19 protein-coding genes are annotated in these 18,981 nt (G+C 64.8%); 5 read left to right on the top strand and 14 right to left on the bottom strand.

Features of this window, described 5'->3' with window-relative positions:
* Positions 1–9: 9 nt before the first annotated feature.
* Positions 10–681, bottom strand: a complete 672-nt coding sequence (locus D9V28_RS09390) for a response regulator (RefSeq protein WP_121659723.1) — start codon at positions 679–681, stop codon at positions 10–12.
* A complete protein-coding gene (locus tag D9V28_RS09385) occupies positions 669–1,916 on the bottom strand; it encodes a sensor histidine kinase (RefSeq protein ID WP_147440960.1) in 1,248 nt (415 codons plus the stop codon). The genes D9V28_RS09390 and D9V28_RS09385 overlap by 13 nt, the downstream gene beginning before the upstream one ends.
* Positions 1,917–2,046: 130 nt before the next feature.
* Between D9V28_RS09385 and D9V28_RS09380 the strand changes: the two genes are divergently transcribed.
* From D9V28_RS09380 to D9V28_RS09370, 3 genes are read left to right on the top strand one after another with little or no spacing between them, the layout of a single operon-like run.
* The gene (locus D9V28_RS09380; RefSeq protein ID WP_121659722.1) at positions 2,047–2,757 is read left to right on the top strand and encodes an ABC transporter ATP-binding protein; all 711 of its coding nucleotides are present in this window, start codon (positions 2,047–2,049) and stop codon (positions 2,755–2,757) included.
* Positions 2,754–3,518, top strand: a complete 765-nt coding sequence (locus D9V28_RS09375; protein WP_121659432.1) for a hypothetical protein — start codon at positions 2,754–2,756, stop codon at positions 3,516–3,518. The genes D9V28_RS09380 and D9V28_RS09375 overlap by 4 nt, the downstream gene beginning before the upstream one ends.
* Positions 3,519–3,562: 44 nt before the next feature.
* Complete coding sequence (locus D9V28_RS09370) at positions 3,563–4,192, top strand: hypothetical protein (RefSeq protein ID WP_121659431.1); 630 nt, start codon at positions 3,563–3,565, stop codon at positions 4,190–4,192.
* Between the two features lie 265 nt (positions 4,193–4,457).
* On the opposite strand, the gene D9V28_RS09365 is transcribed toward D9V28_RS09370, so the two are convergent.
* The 3 genes from D9V28_RS09365 to clpS form a co-directional block, all read right to left on the bottom strand.
* Complete coding sequence (locus D9V28_RS09365; protein WP_121659430.1) at positions 4,458–5,666, bottom strand: glycosyltransferase; 1,209 nt, start codon at positions 5,664–5,666, stop codon at positions 4,458–4,460.
* An 81-nt stretch (positions 5,667–5,747) separates the two neighbouring features.
* A complete protein-coding gene (locus D9V28_RS09360) occupies positions 5,748–6,275 on the bottom strand; it encodes a DUF2017 family protein (protein WP_121659429.1) in 528 nt (175 codons plus the stop codon).
* A complete protein-coding gene (clpS, locus tag D9V28_RS16310; RefSeq protein WP_371869999.1) occupies positions 6,272–6,556 on the bottom strand; it encodes an ATP-dependent Clp protease adapter ClpS in 285 nt (94 codons plus the stop codon). The genes D9V28_RS09360 and clpS overlap by 4 nt, the downstream gene beginning before the upstream one ends.
* Positions 6,557–6,718: 162 nt before the next feature.
* Here clpS and fgd point away from each other — a divergent pair, with 162 nt between their 5' ends.
* Positions 6,719–7,723, top strand: a complete 1,005-nt coding sequence (gene fgd, locus D9V28_RS09350; protein WP_220700491.1) for a glucose-6-phosphate dehydrogenase (coenzyme-F420) — start codon at positions 6,719–6,721, stop codon at positions 7,721–7,723.
* A gap of 2 nt (positions 7,724–7,725) precedes the next feature.
* Entirely contained in the window at positions 7,726–8,508 is a 783-nt protein-coding gene (locus D9V28_RS09345) for an MBL fold metallo-hydrolase (RefSeq protein WP_121659426.1), read from the top strand.
* Positions 8,509–8,542: 34 nt separating this feature from the next.
* Here D9V28_RS09345 and D9V28_RS09340 read toward each other — a convergent pair whose 3' ends face one another.
* The 9 genes from D9V28_RS09340 to D9V28_RS09300 all read right to left on the bottom strand — a co-directional run bounded on the left by D9V28_RS09340 (position 8,543) and on the right by D9V28_RS09300 (position 18,965).
* The gene (locus D9V28_RS09340; RefSeq protein ID WP_229727847.1) at positions 8,543–10,207 is read right to left on the bottom strand and encodes a RecQ family ATP-dependent DNA helicase; all 1,665 of its coding nucleotides are present in this window, start codon (positions 10,205–10,207) and stop codon (positions 8,543–8,545) included.
* An 86-nt stretch (positions 10,208–10,293) separates the two neighbouring features.
* Entirely contained in the window at positions 10,294–11,415 is a 1,122-nt protein-coding gene (locus D9V28_RS09335) for a class I SAM-dependent methyltransferase (protein WP_121659425.1), read from the bottom strand.
* A 66-nt stretch (positions 11,416–11,481) separates the two neighbouring features.
* Entirely contained in the window at positions 11,482–12,678 is a 1,197-nt protein-coding gene (locus tag D9V28_RS15955) for a DUF2062 domain-containing protein (protein WP_147440959.1), read from the bottom strand.
* 247 nt (positions 12,679–12,925) lie between these two features.
* Positions 12,926–13,339 carry a heat shock protein transcriptional repressor HspR gene (locus D9V28_RS09325; protein WP_121659423.1) on the bottom strand — a complete coding sequence of 138 codons (414 nt, stop codon included), beginning with the start codon at positions 13,337–13,339 and terminating at the stop codon, positions 12,926–12,928.
* A 3-nt stretch (positions 13,340–13,342) separates the two neighbouring features.
* The gene (locus D9V28_RS09320) at positions 13,343–14,329 is read right to left on the bottom strand and encodes a DnaJ C-terminal domain-containing protein (RefSeq protein WP_121659422.1); all 987 of its coding nucleotides are present in this window, start codon (positions 14,327–14,329) and stop codon (positions 13,343–13,345) included.
* A gap of 5 nt (positions 14,330–14,334) precedes the next feature.
* Entirely contained in the window at positions 14,335–14,964 is a 630-nt protein-coding gene (locus D9V28_RS09315) for a nucleotide exchange factor GrpE (protein ID WP_121659421.1), read from the bottom strand.
* Between the two features lie 2 nt (positions 14,965–14,966).
* The gene (gene dnaK, locus D9V28_RS09310) at positions 14,967–16,829 is read right to left on the bottom strand and encodes a molecular chaperone DnaK (RefSeq protein WP_121659420.1); all 1,863 of its coding nucleotides are present in this window, start codon (positions 16,827–16,829) and stop codon (positions 14,967–14,969) included.
* A gap of 247 nt (positions 16,830–17,076) precedes the next feature.
* Positions 17,077–17,478 (bottom strand): hypothetical protein, encoded by a 402-nt coding sequence (locus D9V28_RS09305; RefSeq protein WP_121659419.1) that lies wholly within the window; start codon positions 17,476–17,478, stop codon positions 17,077–17,079.
* A complete protein-coding gene (locus tag D9V28_RS09300) occupies positions 17,475–18,965 on the bottom strand; it encodes a PspC domain-containing protein (RefSeq protein ID WP_121659418.1) in 1,491 nt (496 codons plus the stop codon). The genes D9V28_RS09305 and D9V28_RS09300 overlap by 4 nt, the downstream gene beginning before the upstream one ends.
* Positions 18,966–18,981: the final 16 nt, after the last annotated feature.

The following is an 18,981-nucleotide window of genomic DNA, read 5'->3' as shown; positions in this document are numbered from 1 at the left end:
GTCACATGGTCAGTTGAGGCCAGCGTCGTGCACCACCATGGCAACCTTGACCCGGTTGTCGGCCTGCAGCTTGTCGAACACCCGGCCGAGGTGGGTTTTCACTGTGCCGACGCTGAGGAACAGTTGCGTGGCGATCTCAGTGTTCGATGCACCGCGTGCGACGTGGATGGCGACATCTCGTTCGCGGTCGGTGAGCGCGTCCAGCCGCGCGCGTGCCGCCGACCGCACCGACAAATCAGGCTGGCGCGCTACGGCGTCGATGAGTTGTTCGGTGACGGACGGCGACAGGATCGATCGCCCAGCCGCGACGCGGTGGATCGCATCGATCAGGTCAGCGGGTGGAGTGTCCTTGAGGAGAAAGCCCGAGGCACCATTCCGCAACGCAGTGAGCACCGCGTCATCGGCGTCGAACGTCGTCAACACGATGACTCGGATGCCCGGGTGTGAGGCGAGCACTCGACTCGTCGTCTCGAGACCGTCACGTCGAGGCATCCGGATATCCATCAGCACAACATCTGGTTGCGTACGAGCGACCACGGCTGAGGCGTCGATCCCGTCCGCCGCTTCGCCCACAATGTCTATCGTCTGGTCACCTTCGATGATGAGCCGGAGGCCAGCGCGAACAAGGGCTTCATCGTCAACCAGAACGACGCGGATCCGATTTTTGGTTAGTTCGTCCACGGCAACCACGCTTCCACAACGAAGTCGCTCCCGACGACACCGTGCACCAGTTCGCCACCGGCGAGCCGTGCCCGTTCGGTCATCCCTGTCAGTCCCATTCCCACCCGGTGCCGTGCTCCGTTCAGCGCTTCCGACTCCCGCGGTTGCGACAGTCGGTTGCGCACCTTGAGCTCGAGCCGCGTCCCCGGCGTGCCACCGAGCGTCACCTCCACTCGGGAACCCGGGGCGTGCCGACGTGCGTTGGTGAGCGCCTCCTGCACGATCCGGTAGGCGTGGCGGCTCTGAACGGAGGAGAGCGTTGAGAGGACGGGCGCGATGTCCGGCGCTATCTCGCAGTGCACTGCCAATCCCGCCTGGGTGCTCTCGGCGAGAAGCTCGTCGAGCACGCCGAGCGATGGCTGTGGCGTCAAGGCATCTGGGTTTGTTTCTGCCGAGGGGGCACGAAGTACGCCGAGCACACCGCGCAGTTCCGCGAGGGCGAGTCGCGCGTTCTCCTGCACAACGGCGGCCGTCGCCGCCGACTGCTCGCGTGAGAGGTCCTCCCGCCAGGCCAGGCCACCTGAGTGCATTGCCACAAGTGACAATCGGTGCGCGAGGACATCGTGCATCTCGCGGGCGATGGCCGAGCGCTCCGCAGATCGAGCCTGCTCGAGCCGAAGAGCCTGTTCCTCCTCCAGAAGTTCGGACCGTTGCACGAGCGCCTTGATCAGCTCACGCCTGCCTCCAATGTAGAGACCGGTCACGATGAGTACGGCCAGGGCGACGGCCATGACGAGCGTGACTTGCCACCACACGGCCGGTTCAGCGATCGGAGCCAGAATCGTCGAGCTGATCCACGCTTCAGCGAGGACGGTCACCACCAGTATCACCACAGCAAGTACGGCGAGCTCTCGAGCCCGGCGCCGGGTTGCGAGGGAAATGATGGTGACGATCACGGCGCCAAGTGCGAAATAAGAGATGGAACCGATGATCCCCACCATCAAAGTGATGGCGAGGGGCGCATGGTGCCTGAAGGGAACAAGCGCCGTCGCGGCGAGCCCGAGGAGGACATCGAGCAGCATGAGCGCGCCAAGCCAGGCGCCTGACGCACCAGCCTCATCGAAGAGGATCAGCTCCCAACCGCGAAGGACCGTGAATGCCAGACCTCCGACGACGAGCGAGAGACCTGTGCGCCATACCGCACCCCAAAGAGGCCGGGGCCTCGGGCTAGCGGAAGTTGTTGCATAAGAAGACACCCCGGAAGTCTAGGGATCTCCCCGGGTTCCAAGATCGGCCAAATGGCCGATCTCCGGTCAGCCGATCGGCGCTCGAGAGCCAAGCGCAGGGTCGATGGCAAGCGTTCGCACCTGCAGCACACTCGATCCCATGATCGACATTCAACAGCTCAGCAAACACTACGGCGATGTAATCGCCGTAGATGACATCTCCCTCTATATCCCGGCCGGAACCATCACGGGCTTCCTTGGACCCAACGGCGCAGGCAAGTCAACGCTCCTGCGACTGGTTTGCGGGCTGACTCGGCCAACCACCGGTTCCGCCTTGATCGGCGGGTTGCCTTACTCTGCGATCGGAAATCCCGGTCGCACGGTCGGAGTGTCACTCGACGCGTCCGCCCTCCATTCGGGACGCACCGGCCGTGAGTCGCTTGCCCTGGCCGCGCTTCTGATGGGGGTTGGCACCGACCGGGTCGACACGGTCCTCGAAACCGTCGGCCTGTCGCGAGGCGAGTCCCGCAGGAGGGTCGGCTCATACTCGCTCGGCATGCGTCAGCGCCTCGGACTTGCCCATGCGGTTCTCGGCGACCCTCGGGTGCTCATCCTCGACGAACCGGCAAACGGCCTCGACCCCCACGGCATCCACTGGTTGCGCTCCTTCCTGCGCAGTTACGCGGACGGCGGTGGGACCGTGTTGCTGTCGTCACATCTGCTCGCGGAGGTGGATGCTCTGGCGGATTACCTCGCCATTCTCGGACGCGGGCGCCTGCTGGCCCATGGACCGCGCGACTCGCTTGTCCAGGACAGCGCACCCGACCTCGAGTCTTACTTCCTCAACCTGACCGGAGACTTTTCGCGATGATTCCTACGACATCTGTTCCCAGCCCCGCTGTTCCGATGGCACGTCTCGTTCGCGTCGAGAGTCGAAAACAGGTCAACACCCGAGCCGGGTTCGGCCTGCTGCTGGCGCTCGGCATCCTCATCCTGCTCTTGCCGGTTCCGAGTTTGTGGCTCGTCGAGCCGAGCGGGATGTCGTTCGGTCTTTTCCTCGAAGCCGCGTTGCTGCCTCAATCAATTCTCGTTCCGGTGATCGCTATCGTCGCTGCAACAAGTGAGTGGTCACGGCGGACAGCCCTGGTGACCTTCGCCCTCGAACCGCGCCGCTTGCGTGTTGTGGGTGCACAGCTCGTGGCCGTACTGGGCATCGCCCTCACCGTCTTTCTGGCGGGTATCGTGTGTGCCACCGTCGTCTACTCAGCTGCCATCCTGTTCCGCGGTGCAGCACATGACTGGACTGTCCAACCGGCACTCATCGCTGGCCTGGCGCTCTCCCAGGTCGTGTGCATGGCGTGGGGCTATGCGGTCGGGCTTCTGATCGGAACGACAGCGACGGCTATCGTCGCCTTCTATCTGATCCCGACCGCGTGGACGATCGCGGGATTCGTGTTCCCCGTGTTAGCCGGTGCGGCTGGGTGGCTCGACGTCAACCGCACACTTGAGCCGTTCCTGCGGCCGGGAGTGGGAGCATCCGAAATCCTTCCCCTCGTGACGTCGCTGGCGGTGTGGGTGCTGCTTCCCTTAATACTCGGCTCCCTCCGCGTGCGCCGAAAAGACATCCGCTAGTAGGCTGTGCCGGCACCCACCCTCGCTGCGGAAACCGGAGACCAATGCTCGACGACGACACTGCGGAGTATGCCCGCTGGAACGCAGCGGCTTACCGTGCCGCCGGAGTGCCCGACGAGGACATTTCTCCGCGCACGGTCCACGCGTTGAGAAGCATCGGCGTCGTTGTCGCTCTGTGTGTTGCCCTCGGTGTTGCGCTTGCCCTGCTTCGCGCCGGCGAAGACTCGACCGGCATATCGAGCGCACAGCGACTCGTCGAGCAGTTCGCATTCACAACCCTCGCCTTCCTCGTCGGTGTCGGTGGGTTCCTGTGGGCTCGGCAATCCGGCCATCACCTGACCGGGGACCAGTCGCTCTCGCGCCTGCTGACCCGGGCGGACCGCAGGCAGGCACGGCGGTGGATCGGCGGCCAGCAACATCCGGACCCGCGCTGGCTGCCGACCCTCGTCGCGCTCGCTCGGCAGAACCAACGAACGATCCTGGGGGCCGCGCCGACCTACGCCGCCGTGATGTTGCTCGAGGTGTCAGTTGCGATCTCCACCGACGTGGTGGCGATCCGCATTTTCGCGCTCCTCGCCGTCCTGCTGTTTGCCGCCGTCGGGGTCACATCGGTGATCGACTTTCGGCGGGCGGGCCGTTTCATCGCCGCACATCGGCTGCCGCACCGTCCGTAAGCCCGGCTTCGGTCGTCCTCTGCCGGCTCCGAGCTGGCGTCATTCAGGCACGGCGGTGGTTCGGCGGCCAGCAGCATCCCGACCCGCGCTGGCTGCCGACCCTCGTCGCGCTCGCTCGGCAGAACCAACGAACTTTCCTGGGGCCGCGCCGACCTACGCGGCCGTGATGTTGCTCGAGGTGTCAGTTGCGATCTCCACCGACGTGGTGGCGATCCGCACTTTCGCCCTCGGCTCGGCTCGGCAGAAGACGGTGTGGTTCGCCGCCCTATCTGGCGCTGTTGCCCGTGTTCTGCGCCGCAAGCACCCGCTCGTAGACGGCGATCATCCGCGCGGTCTGATAGCTCTGCCGAAACTCGAGGCTCGTCTGCGGCTCGACAACCAGCCGGGACCCTGACGCGACGTCCGCTGCCGCGTGCCGAAGAGCATCCGCCAACGCCGTCACACTGCCGTTTGCAGGCTGCCAGTAAATGCCGTCGGGCAGCTCGCCCGCGATGTTCGGGTCGCTCACGATTGACGGGGTCCCGAGCGCCGCGGCCTCGAACACCGTCATGCCCTGGGTTTCGAACCCGATCGAGGTCTGCACGAGGGCGTCGGCCGACGCGATCGCGGCGAGCGCATCGCGGTACGGCACCTTCCCGGCGAAAACAACCCGGCCATCCAGTCCGTTCTCACGCACGAACGCCTGCGCCTTCTTCAGCAGCAGGCCGGCCCCATACAGCCGGAACTCGGCGTCGACATCGGCGAGCCGAATCGCCTCGAGGTACTCCATAATCCGCTTCTCGGCGCTCATCCGCCCCATCCACACGAACAGCGGCCGGCTCGAAGCGGCGGGCCGGGGCGCACTAAGTACCTCGTCGACCAGAGCGTCGTCCGCCCCGGTCCACATCACGTCGATCCCGGTGCCGACACCGTGTGCTTCGAGCAACCGGGCGAAATGCCCGCTCGGCGCCACGCTCGCGTCCGCGCGGGCGGACAGCTCATCGAGGTAGCTCCACGCGCTCGGCGCCAGTTTCGACAAACGCGGCTTCAGCACCAGATGCTGCCACCAGAGCAGCGCACGAATCACGATTTTCGGAAACGGCACCACCTGTTCGAGACCGAACTCCATGTGGTTGTGAAACGTATGCACAGAACGGATGCCATGCCTCACCGCGAAACGATACCCGAGCATCGCTCCCCAGTAGTCGGCCTGCACGTGCACAATATCCACCGGCGGGCGGGTGGCCAGTGCAGTGTCAAGAACGCGGTCGACCCGGCGGCTCGGCAGCGTCAGGGAATACTCGCGGTCGAGGGTGATCGGAACGGACGGGGTGTCGACGTATTCGGTGCTGCCCGCGTGCTCCCGATGCATTTTCGGAGCGACGACGGTGACCCGGTGCCCGGCCAGCTCGAGGAACCGCTTCTGCAGTCTGATCGAGACCTGCACTCCGCCGAGGGAATCCGCGTGCTGGTCGCTGAACATCAGTATGTGCATGGTGCTCTCAGGCTACCGGTGACCAACGGGGAGTTCCCGCGTGCTGGAGCAGCAGCATCCGCTCGCCTGAAATCTTTCCGTCTAACCGGAGATGCCCTCGACCTCTTCGAGGGCTTCGATCAGCGAGCCCTGGGTGAAACCAAACCACTCGTAGAGGCTCTGCACGTATTCGTTGTCTGTGCCCTCGACGGTTGGCGCTTCGCTGCCAATGCCGAGGTTGGTGGCGAGGACGAGGCGAAGGTCGGTGAGGGTGCCGAGCCAGTACATCGAGAATTCGCGGTCAAGCCGCACGAGGGCCACATCACCATCGGCTGTCGCTCGTACTCCCGCTTTGTCGAACGATTCGAGGACCCCCTGTGCGTTTTCAATCTTGCGGTCGATAAGGTCGTCGATGGTGAAGCGCCGGAATTCGTCTGATGCTTCGGCGTCGTCTGTGTACGCGTCGGGGAACAGGCGGGTTAGGACAGCGCCGTCGATGTCTGCTTCGCCCTCCTTCACCCGTACGAGCAGGGCGATGATTTGCTGCACCAGATCGGTGAACATCATCACTTCCTGCGATTCAAACTCCGCGAGGATCTCTCCGCCAGAGGCCACACCGAAAGCCCTCATCGTTCGCTCCTGCTGAGGCTGGCCAGCAGCCCGTAGCCGTGCATGGCGACGACGTGGCGTTCCATTTCTTCGCGGGTTCCTGTGGCGACCGTTGCACGCCCGTGCGTGTGCACCTGCATCATCAGTTCTTCTGCGCGCGCCTGGGCGAAGCCGAAGTAGCTGCGGAACACCCACGCCACGTAGGTCATCAGGTTGATCGGGTCGTCCCAGACCACAGTGTTCCAGGGCTCGCCGAGTGTCAGTTGCTCGTCGAGGTCTCGCAGCTCGTCAACTTGGGGCACACGTCCAGCTTTGCACTGACGGGCGACAAAGCACAGCCTGTGACAGGTGCTCGGTAAATTCCCCGGTTCTTTTCGCACGCACCGATGTGTGGCGCGGAATTCACGGATAGTGTCGAAAGGGCGGCGAAGCGCGCCGAGAGTTGCATCACGGTGGGAGCACTTTTGTTGAAACTGGGTTTGAAGGCATCGGCTGAACAGTTTGGCCCTCGCGAGCTCGTCGAGCTCGGTGTTCAGGCGGAACAGCATGGTTTTGACAGCGTCACAGTGAGTGACCACTTTCAACCCTGGCGTCACAATGGCGGTCACGCTCCGTTCTCCCTGGCCTGGATGACGGCCGTCGGCGAGCGCACCGAGCGGATCACGATCGGAACCTCGGTGATGACGCCGACGTTCCGCTATAACCCTGCCGTCGTCGCCCAGGCATTCGCCACCATGGGTTGCCTCTACCCCGGGCGCATCTTCCTCGGTGTCGGCACCGGAGAGGCCCTCAACGAGATCGCGACGGGCTACCAGGGTGAATGGCCCGAGTTCAAGGAACGGTTTGCGCGACTGCGCGAGTCGGTTGACCTGATGCGTCAGCTCTGGGTTGGCGACCGTGTCGATTTCGACGGCGAGTACTACAAGACCCAGGGCGCGTCGATCTATGACGTCCCGGAAGGCGGCATCCCCGTTTATGTTGCGGCGGGCGGACCTGTGGTTGCCCGGTATGCGGGTCGTGCGGGCGACGGCTTCATCTGCACCTCGGGCAAAGGAATGGAGCTCTACACAGACAAGCTCCTGCCCGCCGTTGCCGAGGGTGCGGCGAAGGCGCAACGGGACGTCGGCGAAATCGACAAGATGATCGAGATCAAGATTTCGTACGACACCGATCGGGACGTCGCGCTCGAGAACACCCGGTTCTGGGCGCCGCTGTCGCTCACGCCCGAACAGAAGCACTCGATCGACGACCCGATCGAGATGGAGGCCGCGGCGGACGCCCTGCCGATCGAGCAGGTCGCGAAGCGCTGGATTGTGTCAAGCGACCCGGACGAAGCCGTCTCCCTGATCAAGCCGTACATCGACGCCGGGCTCAACCACCTCGTCTTCCACGGCCCCGGCTCCGACCAGAAACGCTTCCTCGACCTGTTTGAGCGCGACCTGGCTCCGAGGCTTCGCGCGCTCGGTTAAAGATGCCAATCCCGTTGAGCAAAGTGGTGCGCGTCGTTCTCGCACCGAACCCGGGGCCGATGACGCTCGATGGCACGAACAGCTACGTGCTCGGCGCCCCGGGGTTCGGCTCAGTGGTGATTGTCGACCCTGGTCCGAGAAATGCGGGGCATGTCGACGAACTCGTGGGAAGCGGCGCCGTCGACCTCATCCTGATCACGCACTTCCATGACGATCACACCGGCGCAAGCGCCGAACTCCACCGGAGAACCGGGGCTCCGGTGCGAGCGTTCGATCCGGCGTTCTGCATCGAGGGCCAACCACTCTCCGACGGCGAGGTGATCGATGCGGCCGGCGTGCGGCTGACCGTGGTTGCAACACCCGGCCACAGTGCAGACTCTGTCTGTTTCGTCGTGGACGCTGAGAAGAATCCGGGCATCATCCTCACCGGCGACACAATTCTCGGCAGCGGAACAACGGTGATTGCGCGACCGGACGGAAGCCTCGCCGCCTATCTCTCGTCACTGCGGCGGTTGCGGGAGCTCGGTTCGCTCACGGTCTTCCCGGGCCACGGTCCGACCCTGCCTGACCTGAACACGGTCAGCGGCGAGTACCTCGAGCACCGGCTACGCAGACTCGAGGAGGTACGGTCCGCCCGCGGCACCCTTGGCGCCGGCGCTTCCATTTCGGCCGTCACCGACATGGTGTACCCGGACATCGATCCCTCGGTGCGCTTCGCCGCCGAGTATTCGGTCGAAGCGCAACTGGAATACCTCGCAAGTGCCGAGAACGGTGTACCCGGTTGAGAACTCCGTTCCCAGCGGACGGCGCCGGAGCACGTCAGGCCGGTTGCAACAGTTTGCCATCGGCTACCAGCTCGAGTGACAGCACCTTGTAGCCCTCATGCTCGAAGAACACGGTCACCCGGTCGGCCTCGACCCGCATCACGGTTCCTGCACCCCATTCTTTGTGCGTGACGCTCGCTTGTGGAGCAAAGGGACCGTCCTGCTCCGGGGCGTCGGAGCCCGGTTCGTCCTCGAGCGGCGCGGTGCGCGCACCCTCAGCTCGCGAACAGACGTCGCAGTTGTCGCACGGCTCAAAGTGCTGCTCACCAAAGTAGCCGAGAAGAAAAAGCCGTCGACACTCGGTCGTCTCGGCATACCCCCGCATCATGTCGAGCCGGGACGCTTCGATTCGCTCGCGTTCCTCAATCCCCTCGACGGCGGCGGCAGCTGCCTTTCGTGCCGTGGCCGTGCCTGTTGCGCGGCTTCCTCTCCGATCCGAGCGGACCATTCCGGCGTCAGCGAGCGCATTCACGAGGCCGGTCGCTGTGCGTGTTGAGGAGTCGATGTCACGGGCGAGCTGCGCGGAGCTGACCGGTTCTTTCGACCGTGCAATCACGTTGTACGCTCGCCGCAGCGCCTCATCGTCCGGCCGGCGAGTCGCGAAGAACTTCCGCAAGCCGAGATCTTCGCTGCGGTAGTGCAGGGCGGCGGTGGCCGGCTCCCCGTCGCGGCCAGCCCGCCCGATCTCCTGGTAGTACGCGTCAACCGACTCGGGCACCGCAGCGTGCACAACGAATCGCACGTTTGCCTTGTCGATGCCCATTCCGAACGCCGATGTCGCAACAACAACGTCGAGCCGGTCAGAGGAAAAATCGTCGTGCACGGAGCGACGATCGGCCGCTCGAAGACCGCCGTGGTAACCCGCAGCCCGAAGCCCCCGGTCGGCGAGCGCCGCAGCGAAGCGCTCAGTGTCTGCCCGGGTCGCAACGTACAGCAGCCCCGGCTTGGGCAGTTCGAGCACCTGCTCGAGCACCGCGCGTTCCTTGTCGTTTTCTTCAATGTGCCGCGTCACCTGGAGCACCAGGTTTGGCCGGTCGAACCCGCGGGTCAGCTCAAGCGGGTCCCTCAGCCGCAACCGTTCGGCAATGTCGCGGCGCACCGGAGTCGACCCGGTCGCGGTCAGCGCTACCGTACGCGGGTGCCCCAACCGTTCGATGACATCACCGAGTCGCAGGTAGTCCGGACGAAAGTCGTGACCCCACGCCGTCACACAGTGCGCCTCGTCAACGGCGAAAAGTGTCACACCGAGGCCACGCAGTCGCTCTACGGTTTCGTCCTTCGCCAGCTGCTCGGGTGCGACATACACAATGCCGCCGTTCGGTCCCGATACCCGTTCCCAGGCCGCCTCAACGGCCGCCGGCCGGAGTGCCGAGTTGATCGCGACCGCCGCAGGCGCATCGGGCAGCTCCGCGAGGTTCGCGACCTGGTCGGTTTGCAGCGCGATGAGCGGCGACACCACAACGGTGACCCCACCGAGCAGTGCTGCCGCGAGCTGGTAGATGGCGGACTTTCCGTAGCCGGTCGGCATGACGGCCAGAACATCCCGTCCGCTGAGCAATGCCTCGACGGCCTCGATCTGGCCATCCTGCAGGTCATCCCAACCGAATCGTGTCCGGGCTGTGTGGTCGAGGTCGCTGCGCGATATGTTCCGTGTGCTCACTTCATCAAGCCAACATCACGGCGCCTCACGAGCGGAGGGGGTTGCGAAACACCGGAGAAATGGACTCGCTTTCACGCGGTTGTGATTCAGCGCTTCGTCGACACCGTCACCGTGAACTTGGTGTTGCGACCGAGCTGGCGGGTCGGCCCGATCGTCCGTTCGAGCGCTGGCCGGTAGCCGAGGTGAGAATTCCACACAGTCCACAGTTCACCGCCCGGCTTCAGCACCCGCGCGGCGTCGTCAAAGAGCTTCTGGGCGATGCCGGCGTGCACGGTCGCCCCGACGTGGAATGGCGGGTTGAGCAGGACCAGGCTCGACGACGCATCCGGCTGGCTCGACAACCCGTCGTCCCGCATCACGGTCACGCGCTCAGCCACACCGTTCGCGAGAGCTGTCGAGCGAGCGGATGCCACGGCCGCTGCCGACTGATCGCTTGCGATCACGCGCATGGCTGGCCGGGCGCGAGCCACCATTGTGGCGAGAATACCGGTGCCGCAGCCGAGGTCGATGGCGTCGGGCACCTCGGGCACCTGCTCGAGGAACTCGAGCAGAAACCGTGTGCCGATGTCGAGCTTTGTACCGGCGAAAGCGGCACCGTGTGCGCAGACCACGAGGTTGAGGTCGGCATGGAATTCACGGGCCGGCCACGTCGGTTCGCCCGCCGGAGCCTCCGGCTTCGTGGCGATCAGCACCCGCGACTTCTGCTGCGCGCGCGACGCGGTGACCGAACCGAAGTACCGCGCCAGCACGTCGTTCATGGCGTGCGTCATGTGCTTGACGCGGCCGCCGGCGAACACGGTGACGTCGGGTTCTGCGTGCCGTGCGATCAGTTCGGCGATCTCCGCAAGCGCTTCGAGTGACCGCGGCAGCTGGAGCAGCACCAGCCGGGCGCCCCGAAAAAGTGAGGCGTCGAGCGCGGCGTGCGCGCCAGCATCCGTTATCGACAAGGCGACAGCGTTCGCGTCGAGGGCACGCTCGCCCGAGAGCTCGTCCTGGTGGGTGCGAATCCCCGTCACCCCGGCGTGCGCCGCAGCGAGGGTGAGTGCACCGTACCGGTCGCCGACCATCACGGTCTCGCCTGCACCGACGCTGTGGAGGGCGTCTGCGGCTGTGTCGAGCAGCAGTCGATCTGTGGCGTCGAACGCGAAGAGGTTGGGAGCTTCGATGTCAGGCCAGCGTCGAAGCCGGTCGAACGGGAAGTCAGTCACCTGTTCAGGGTAGCCCGGGTCACGAGCGGGCGATGACGGGCGACTTCTTCGAACGGATGCTCCGGCTTACGACACCGGTTCGGCTTGCGGTGTCGACTCACTCGCGCGGCGCTCACGGAACGCGTGCGCCATCCACCACCAGCTGAACAGGCCGATCGCCGCGTTGATGACAAGGCTCACCAGCGACAGGAGTGCTCCTGCGCCGATGACCGGGCTGAAGTCGAAGTTCTCCAGGCTGGGTACCCCGCCGGATCCGAGGTCGCCGCCGTCGAAGTTCGGCGTCCACAGGTTGAACAGTCCGCTGATCGGCGAACTCAGCGCGCTGAGCAGGAAGCTGCCCACGATGGCGATGCCGAGGCCGCTCCAGGTCACGGCGACCGGGCGGTGCACGCGGTGGCTGCGCAGGATCCACAGGCTGGAGAAGTAGCCGAGGATCCAGATGATGATGCCGAGGATGAGCGCGCCGATGAACCAGGGAAAGAATGTCGACCACGCGTCGGCGAAAAAGCCCTCGAGCTCATCGGGGGATGGACCGCCGTTGGCGTTGAAGTCCTCCGGGTTGTTGTTGGCTACCCAGGAAATGAGGGTACTGATGAACGCGCCGAGCAATCCGAGGACGAGAGGAATCATGAACAGGGCGAAGCCGAGGCTCATCAGGGTGAAACTCACGGCACCGGCGAGCATGGCACCGCGCTTCTGGCGCCCCTCGAGGGGTGGCCTCGGCGGGGTGGCCGGGCCGGGCACCTGCGCGAGGTATGGGCGCTGCGGCTGGTAACCCTGTTGCGGTTGCGGCGGGTAGCCACCGTGCTGCGGCTGGTGTCCGCCGTGCTGTGGCTGCGGAGGGTACGGCTGCGAGGGGTACGGCTGCGCCGGGTATCCACCGGGCTGGGGCGGGTAGCCGCCCTGCTGCGGGTAACCCTGTTGTTGCTGGGGCGGCTGCGGCGGATAGCCCTGTTGCGGGTAACCGCTTGGGGGCTGGCCGCCACCTGGGTATGGCGCGCTACCCGGCTGGTTCGGGTACCCACCAGGGGCGAATCCTTGCTGCACCGGACCTGGGCTTGGCGCTTGTGGCGAGTTCGGCGCCGGTGGCATGGGGCTGCCGGGCGGTGGGGCCTGCGGGGACCCTGGTGGCGGTCCCGGTTGCGACGCTGCCCGGCCCGCGGAAGCGCTGCCATCGGCAGCGCTTGCCGGATACGGTGGCTCGTTCTGCTTCGGGTCGCCGGAGTTGTTTTCCGGGCCCGTCGGCGGCTTCTGCTCGCTCATGCGGCCCAGCATAGACCTCGCCCCGTGTCCTCGATACCCCACAGTGCGCATGGCTGAGACACCACAAATCGTCCTTTTGGGCCCGATACGACGAAGTGAGGCAACTCGATCCCGCGCTGGCGTCAACGCGGGTTCTGACAGAAATCGATCGGGCCCAAAAGGTCATTCCCTCAATCGACTGGGCCCAGATGGTCATTCCCTCGATAAAGAACGACCCTTTGGGCCGACTCGATGGGACCGCCGGTGATCAGCGCTGAAAGGGCCGCCACACCACGAGCTCGGTGCGGCGCTGGGCACGCGTCCCACTCTTGAGCGGCACAACATCGCCCTGGGCACCGGCGGCGAACACGCGCCGTCCCGGCGACTTGAGCATTTCGTCGGCGAGAGCATGCTCGAGCTCACGAACTCGAGTCGCCAGGCGCGTGACCTCATTTTCAAGCGCGAGGATCCGGCCGATGCCCTCAAGGCTGACCCCTTCGGCACTGAGCCTGGCGACCTCGCGCAACTGCACGACATCACGCATCGAGTACCGGCGGGACTTGCCAGCTGTCCGTGTGGGCGAGACGAGGCCGAGCCGGTCGTACTGCCGCAGGGTCTGCGGGTGCATTCCGGCCAGCTCGGCCGCTGTCGCGATCGCGAAGATCGGCGAATTCTCGTCCATCACTTATCCCCTCGCGCGGGCAATCAGATCGTCGCGCGGGTTCTCTTTGGGCTCCAACTCGTGGAACCGCTCGAGCGCTTCGCGCGCATCGGAGTTGAGGTGAGACGGCACCGCAACCTGGACAACGGCGAGCAGGTCACCCGTGCCTTTCGACGTGGTGACTCCCCTGCCCTTAACCCGGAGCACACGCCCGGACGGAGTGCCTGGAGCGACTCGGAGCCGCACCGGGTCGCCGCCGAGCGTGGGCACCTCGATGGTCGCGCCGAGGGTCGCCTCGACGAACGTCACCGGGACGTTCACGCGCAGGTTGAGCCCGTCACGCTCGAACACCGGGTGCTTGCGCACGGTAACCGAGAGCACCAGGTCGCCTGCAGCTCCACCGTCGGGTGACGGAGAGCCTTTTCCTCGCAGCTTGATCTTCTGCCCGTCCGAGACACCGGCAGGGATCTTGACCTTGATCGTTCGCCCGTCGGCGGTCTGTAGGGTGACGGTGTCACCCTGGATCGCCGTGAGGAAGTCGATCGTTGTGGATGCTGTGACGTCACGTCCAGGCGTCGGTCCACCGAAACCCCGGTAGCCCCCGGTCGGCTGGCCGTAGCCACCGCGACCGAACACGCCGCCGAGGATGTCCTCGAAGTCGGCCTGCTGGTAGCTCGAGCTCGTTCCCCGAGCGCCACCACCGAACATGCCGCCGAAGACGTCGTCGAAGCCACCGTTGGGCCCACCTGACCCTGGCGCGGTGAACCGCGCTCCGGATCCCATGGCACGAACGGCGTCATATTCCTTGCGCTGTTCAGGGTCGTTGAGAACCGAGTAGGCCTCGCTGAGCTCCTTAAACTTTGCTTCGGCTTTGGCGTCGCCCGCGTTCGAGTCCGGATGGTATTGCCGCGCGAGCTTGCGGTAGGTCTTCTTCAGCTCCGCTGGGGTGACGTCCTTCTTCACGCCGAGAACTTTGTAGAAGTCCTTATCGAACCAGTCCTGACTTGCCATCGCGCCTACTCAGCAGGAACGGCGACAACGACCTTGGCCGCACGCAGCAAGGTCGAACCGACCGTGTAACCGGTCTCGACGACGTCGAGGATGGTTTCGGTTTCAACATCCGGGCTCGGCTGCTGGAAAATCGCTTCGTGGAGGTTGTGGTCGAACGGCTCGCCCTTCACTCCGAACGGAGCAAGGCCAAGCTTTGCGACGCTCGTACGGAGCTTCGCGGCGATCGCCGTAAACGGTGTGTCGCCCTCAAGGTCGCCGTGCTTCTCAGCACGATCGAGGTCGTCGAGCACCGGGAGCAGCGCCTTGACGACGTCTCCGGTCATCCGCTCGCGCTCGAGTTCACGGTTGGCCTCTGTGCGCTTGCGGTAGTTCGCGTACTCGGCGCTCAACCGCTTGAGGTCGACCAGGTGCTCGTGCTCGGGTTCGGCGTCAGCGACGCGCTCGGCGTCCAGCTCGTCGTCCAGACCCTCGGCCTGGGCAGCGTCGAGGATGTCCTGGACGGTCAGTTCTTCTTCGTCGGTCTCGGGTGCGTCCGGCTCCACCTGCGACTCAGGGCCGGAAGCCGTAGCTTCCGACCCTTCGTCCACTGGCTGAACCTCGTCACCGTCTTCTGGAGTCGGGTTCGTGTCAGTCATTGTTACTTCTTGTCACTTTCCTCGTCGTCGACAACTTCGGCGTCCACAACATCCTCGTCGGATGCGGTGTCGGCCGGCTGCTCAGCTCCGGCTTCGCCAGCGGCAGCTTCCTGCTGCGCCTGGGCGTAGATGGCCTCGCCGAGCTTGGTCTGGCTTTCGTTGAGCTTATCGAAGGCGGTCTTCACCGCTGCGTCGTCGTCGCCAGCGAGGGCGGACTTCAGTGCGTCGACGTCGCCCTGCACCTCGCTCTTGACGTCTTCGGGCAGCTTGTCGTCGTTCTCCTTGATCAACTTGTCGATCGAGTAGGCGAGCTGCTCAGCGCTGTTGCGGGTCTCGGCCGATTCACGACGGGCCTTGTCCTCAGCAGCGTGCTCTTCAGCCTCGCGCACCATGCGCTCGATGTCTTCCTTCGCGAGCGAAGAACCACCGGTGATGGTCATCGACTGCTCCTTGCCGGTGCCCTTGTCCTTTGCGGACACGTGCACGATGCCGTTGGCGTCGATGTCGAAGGTCACTTCAACCTGGGGGATGCCACGTGGTGCCGGAGCGATACCGGTCAGCTCGAAGGTTCCGAGGTTCTTGTTGTCGCGGGTGAACTCGCGCTCGCCCTGGAACACCTGGATCGCAACCGACGGCTGGTTGTCGTCTGCCGTGGTGAAGGTTTCGCTTCGCTTGGTCGGGATGGCCGTGTTGCGCTCGATGAGCTTGGTCATGATGCCACCCTTGGTCTCGATACCGAGAGACAGCGGGGTGACGTCGATGAGCAAAACGTCCTTGCGCTCACCCTTCAGTACACCGGCCTGCAGTGCGGCGCCAACGGCGACGACCTCATCGGGGTTGACACCCTTGTTCGGGTCCTTGCCGCCGGTCTCCTGCTTGACGAGCTCGTAGATGGCGGGCATACGGGTCGATCCGCCGACGAGCACAACGTGTGCGATGTCATTGACCGAAACGCCTGCTTCACGAATGACGTCCTGGAAGGGCTTCTTCGTGCGGTCGACGAGGTCAGAGGTCATCTGCTCGAACTGTGCGCGGGTCAGGGTCTCGTCGAGGTTCGCCGGGCCGTTCTCGGTGAGCGAGAGGTACGGCAGCTGGATCGACGTGGACATGCCCGAGGACAGTTCCTTCTTGGCCTGCTCAGCAGCTTCCTTGAGACGCTGCTTGGCGATCTTGTCGTTCGAGACGTCGACGCCTGTGGTCTCCTTGAAGCGCTTGATGAGGTGCTCAACAACACGCTGGTCCCAGTCGTCTCCACCGAGGCGGTTGTCACCGGAGGTCGCGCGAACCTGAATGGTCGAGAAGTCGTCGTCCTTGCCCACTTCGAGGAGGGAGACGTCGAACGTTCCTCCACCGAGGTCGAAGACGAGGATGAGCTCGTCTTCCTTACCCTTGTCGAGTCCGTACGCCAGAGCCGCAGCGGTCGGCTCGTTGATGATGCGGAGAACGTTGAGTCCGGCGATCTCGCCGGCTTCCTTGGTTGCCTGACGCTCAGCGTCGTTGAAGTATGCGGGAACCGTGATGACGGCATCCGTCACCGTGTCGCCCAGGTACTGCTCAGCGTCACGCTTCAGCTTGGCGAGGATGCGGGACGAGATCTCCTGCGGGGTGTACTTCTTCTCGTCGACCGCGAACTTCCAGTCGGTGCCCATGTGGCGCTTGACCGACGCGATGGTGCGGTCAACGTTGGTGACAGCCTGGCGCTTTGCGGTCTCACCGACGAGCACCTCGCCGTCCTTCGTGTATGCAACGACCGAAGGGGTGGTGCGGAGTCCCTCAGCGTTCGCAATGACGGTGGGCTCGCCACCCTCAAGAACGGCCACACACGAGTTGGTGGTTCCGAGGTCAATTCCTACTGCACGTGCCATGTGTCTTTTTCTCCTTTGAGACCGCGGACGGTCTGGTTTCGATGATGGCCGATAATCTGGCCGGCAATTCGAAGTTGTGGGAGCCGCTCGTAGTTGAGCGGCGATGGCTCAAGTTTACCGGCCCACATTTCGATGTCAACTTCTCCCAGCTAATCCTGAGCCTTGTGGACTCAACTTTGGAACTCCGCCAGCTCGCACAAAAGGCGGTCACGCGAGTGACCGCCTTTTATGTGCGAAGCGGATGCTGTCAGTCGGTTCTCCGGACGGCCGCCGCGATTCCCGCGATCACCAGCACCACTCCACCGGCGACGAGTCCAGCGATGATCCATGTGCTCGGGTCGAGCACGATCGGCACAAGCGCGCTCGTCACCATGAAGGCCGCGAACACCAGGAGGATCACTCCCCAGAAGATCGTGCCGAATCGGGCACGAAGTCGTTCGGGCTCGCTCGCCGACGCTGGGTACTGAACTGTCGGAGTGTTCGGGACGGTCGGTGTGCCCGGGGTGGACGCTCCTATCGGGGCCGTCGGGGTGATCGGAGGAATCGGTGTTGCGTCCGGGAACAGGACGTCCGTGGCATCCGTCGCATTTCCGTCCTCAGGCTTCGAGGCGGAGGCAGGAAGCGGCGTCGTGTTGTTGTTGTCGCTCATCGGGGGCTCCTCGTCGTTGTCGAAAGGTCGACGCTTCCGGCGCCGAGCCAGATTCGGACCGTTGTTGTCTCGTCGTCTGAGGTATCGCCGAACCGCAGTACCTCGCGATAGAGGGGTGCGCCGCGCTCGCGCATTTCGCCGTCGTCGGTGTAGCTGAGCCCCGCGACACCACCGGCCACCTCTAGGACGATGGGCACGTCCTCCGGCAGGTCGAGGGTGACGGTTCCCGCTCCGAGCCAGAGTTCGACGAGTCCGCCAACGTCAGCTCCGCGGTCATCGAGCGCTGTCAGGTCGAGGGTCGGTGACCCAGCCGCCATCGAGAACCCGGTCGACGAGCCCGGAGGAGCATCTGCCACCTCCCAGACGGTGTTGCCGACGACAGAGACCGCCGTGCCGCGCGGGAAGACCCCAACGAACAGCAGAACCAGGATGGCGATGAACGCGAAGAACCCAAGCATTCCGCTTTCCTTGCCTCGGATGCCCGCGATGATCGTGGCGAGTGCGATCACGCCGAGCGCGGTGCCGACACCGACGAGCACAGCGGTGTCGGAGATACTGGTGTAGCCGAGTGCCAGAACGGTGAAGACTCCGGCGAGGAGCGCGAGCCCGAGGGCGATGGAGACGAACGCTGCTCCTGGCTGGCGGCGGCGATAACGTTCCTCGTGTTCGCGCCGCTGCTCGGCGCGAATGGCGTCCCGTTCGCGTCGCTGAGCTTCCCGTTGGGCTGCGCTGACGCCCGGGTTCCAGGTTGCTCCGTACACCCGGGGCTCCGGTTCACCCGAGTGAGCGGCTTCTGGTGTTGGGAACCACGCCGCTGAGGCAGCACCGTTCGGAGCGGTGCCCGATGTGCTTGCGGAGGTGGGTGGTGCGCTCGCCGTTGCCGGAGCATCCGTCGCTGATGTGAAGATCGTGCTCGTGGACGGCGCCTCGGGACTGGTCCAGAAGTCGGCGTGCGAGCGGGCGGCCGGTGCTTCTGCCACTCCGCCCGGTGTGCGACGGGCGATGACGATCGTGAGCCAGATGAGGCCAGCGACGAGCACGAGGATCCAGGCGGAGCGGAGTGTCGACTCGAGCCACTCGGGCATGTTCCAGAACTCAGGGGCACCCTGCCACCAGATGCCCCGCATGAACGGCAGGAAGGTGAGGCCGATCATCACGGTGATCGCGATCACGGCCGGGTCGAAGATGCCTTTGAGCGCCCGCTCGGTGTGGATGCGGCCTGAGCTGTCCGGGAGCAGTGCCCATGCGATTGCGTAGAGGAAGAGGGCTGGACCGCCGAGCAGCGCGACAACAAGGACGACGCCGCGGACGATGAGCGGGTCGAGTCCCGTGTGACGGGCGATGCCGCCGGCGACGCCGCCAAGCCAGGCGTCGTCACTGCGGGAGATCCCGGTTCCGCGAATCCAGTCGAAGAAGTTCGACTGCGGCGGAGGCGTCGGCGTTGAAGTCGCCGTCGAAGCATTCGAGGGAGGGGGTGTGTCGTTCATGCTTGAAGTCTGGCGT

The organism is Mycetocola zhadangensis (assembly GCF_003668565.1).
GTDB classification, from domain to species: domain Bacteria; phylum Actinomycetota; class Actinomycetes; order Actinomycetales; family Microbacteriaceae; genus Mycetocola_A; species Mycetocola_A zhadangensis.
This window is presented reverse-complemented; position numbering and strand designations above follow the sequence as displayed.

Excerpts from the sequence above, each read along its gene's own strand:
- D9V28_RS09380 (WP_121659722.1), top strand. The coding sequence starts at position 2,047 with ATGATCGACATTCAACAGCTCAGCAAACACTACGGCGATGTAATCGCC.
- D9V28_RS09325 (WP_121659423.1), bottom strand. The coding sequence starts at position 13,339 with ATGGACGAGAATTCGCCGATCTTCGCGATCGCGACAGCGGCCGAGCTG.
- D9V28_RS09300 (WP_121659418.1), bottom strand. The coding sequence starts at position 18,965 with ATGAACGACACACCCCCTCCCTCGAATGCTTCGACGGCGACTTCAACG.
- D9V28_RS09320 (WP_121659422.1), bottom strand. The coding sequence starts at position 14,329 with ATGGCAAGTCAGGACTGGTTCGATAAGGACTTCTACAAAGTTCTCGGC.
- dnaK (WP_121659420.1), bottom strand. The coding sequence starts at position 16,829 with ATGGCACGTGCAGTAGGAATTGACCTCGGAACCACCAACTCGTGTGTG.
- D9V28_RS09345 (WP_121659426.1), top strand. The coding sequence starts at position 7,726 with ATGCCAATCCCGTTGAGCAAAGTGGTGCGCGTCGTTCTCGCACCGAAC.
- D9V28_RS09360 (WP_121659429.1), bottom strand. The coding sequence starts at position 6,275 with ATGAGGGCTTTCGGTGTGGCCTCTGGCGGAGAGATCCTCGCGGAGTTT.
- D9V28_RS09365 (WP_121659430.1), bottom strand. The coding sequence starts at position 5,666 with ATGCACATACTGATGTTCAGCGACCAGCACGCGGATTCCCTCGGCGGA.
- D9V28_RS15955 (WP_147440959.1), bottom strand. The coding sequence starts at position 12,678 with ATGAGCGAGCAGAAGCCGCCGACGGGCCCGGAAAACAACTCCGGCGAC.
- D9V28_RS09370 (WP_121659431.1), top strand. The coding sequence starts at position 3,563 with ATGCTCGACGACGACACTGCGGAGTATGCCCGCTGGAACGCAGCGGCT.
- D9V28_RS09305 (WP_121659419.1), bottom strand. The coding sequence starts at position 17,478 with ATGAGCGACAACAACAACACGACGCCGCTTCCTGCCTCCGCCTCGAAG.
- D9V28_RS09375 (WP_121659432.1), top strand. The coding sequence starts at position 2,754 with ATGATTCCTACGACATCTGTTCCCAGCCCCGCTGTTCCGATGGCACGT.
- D9V28_RS09315 (WP_121659421.1), bottom strand. The coding sequence starts at position 14,964 with ATGACTGACACGAACCCGACTCCAGAAGACGGTGACGAGGTTCAGCCA.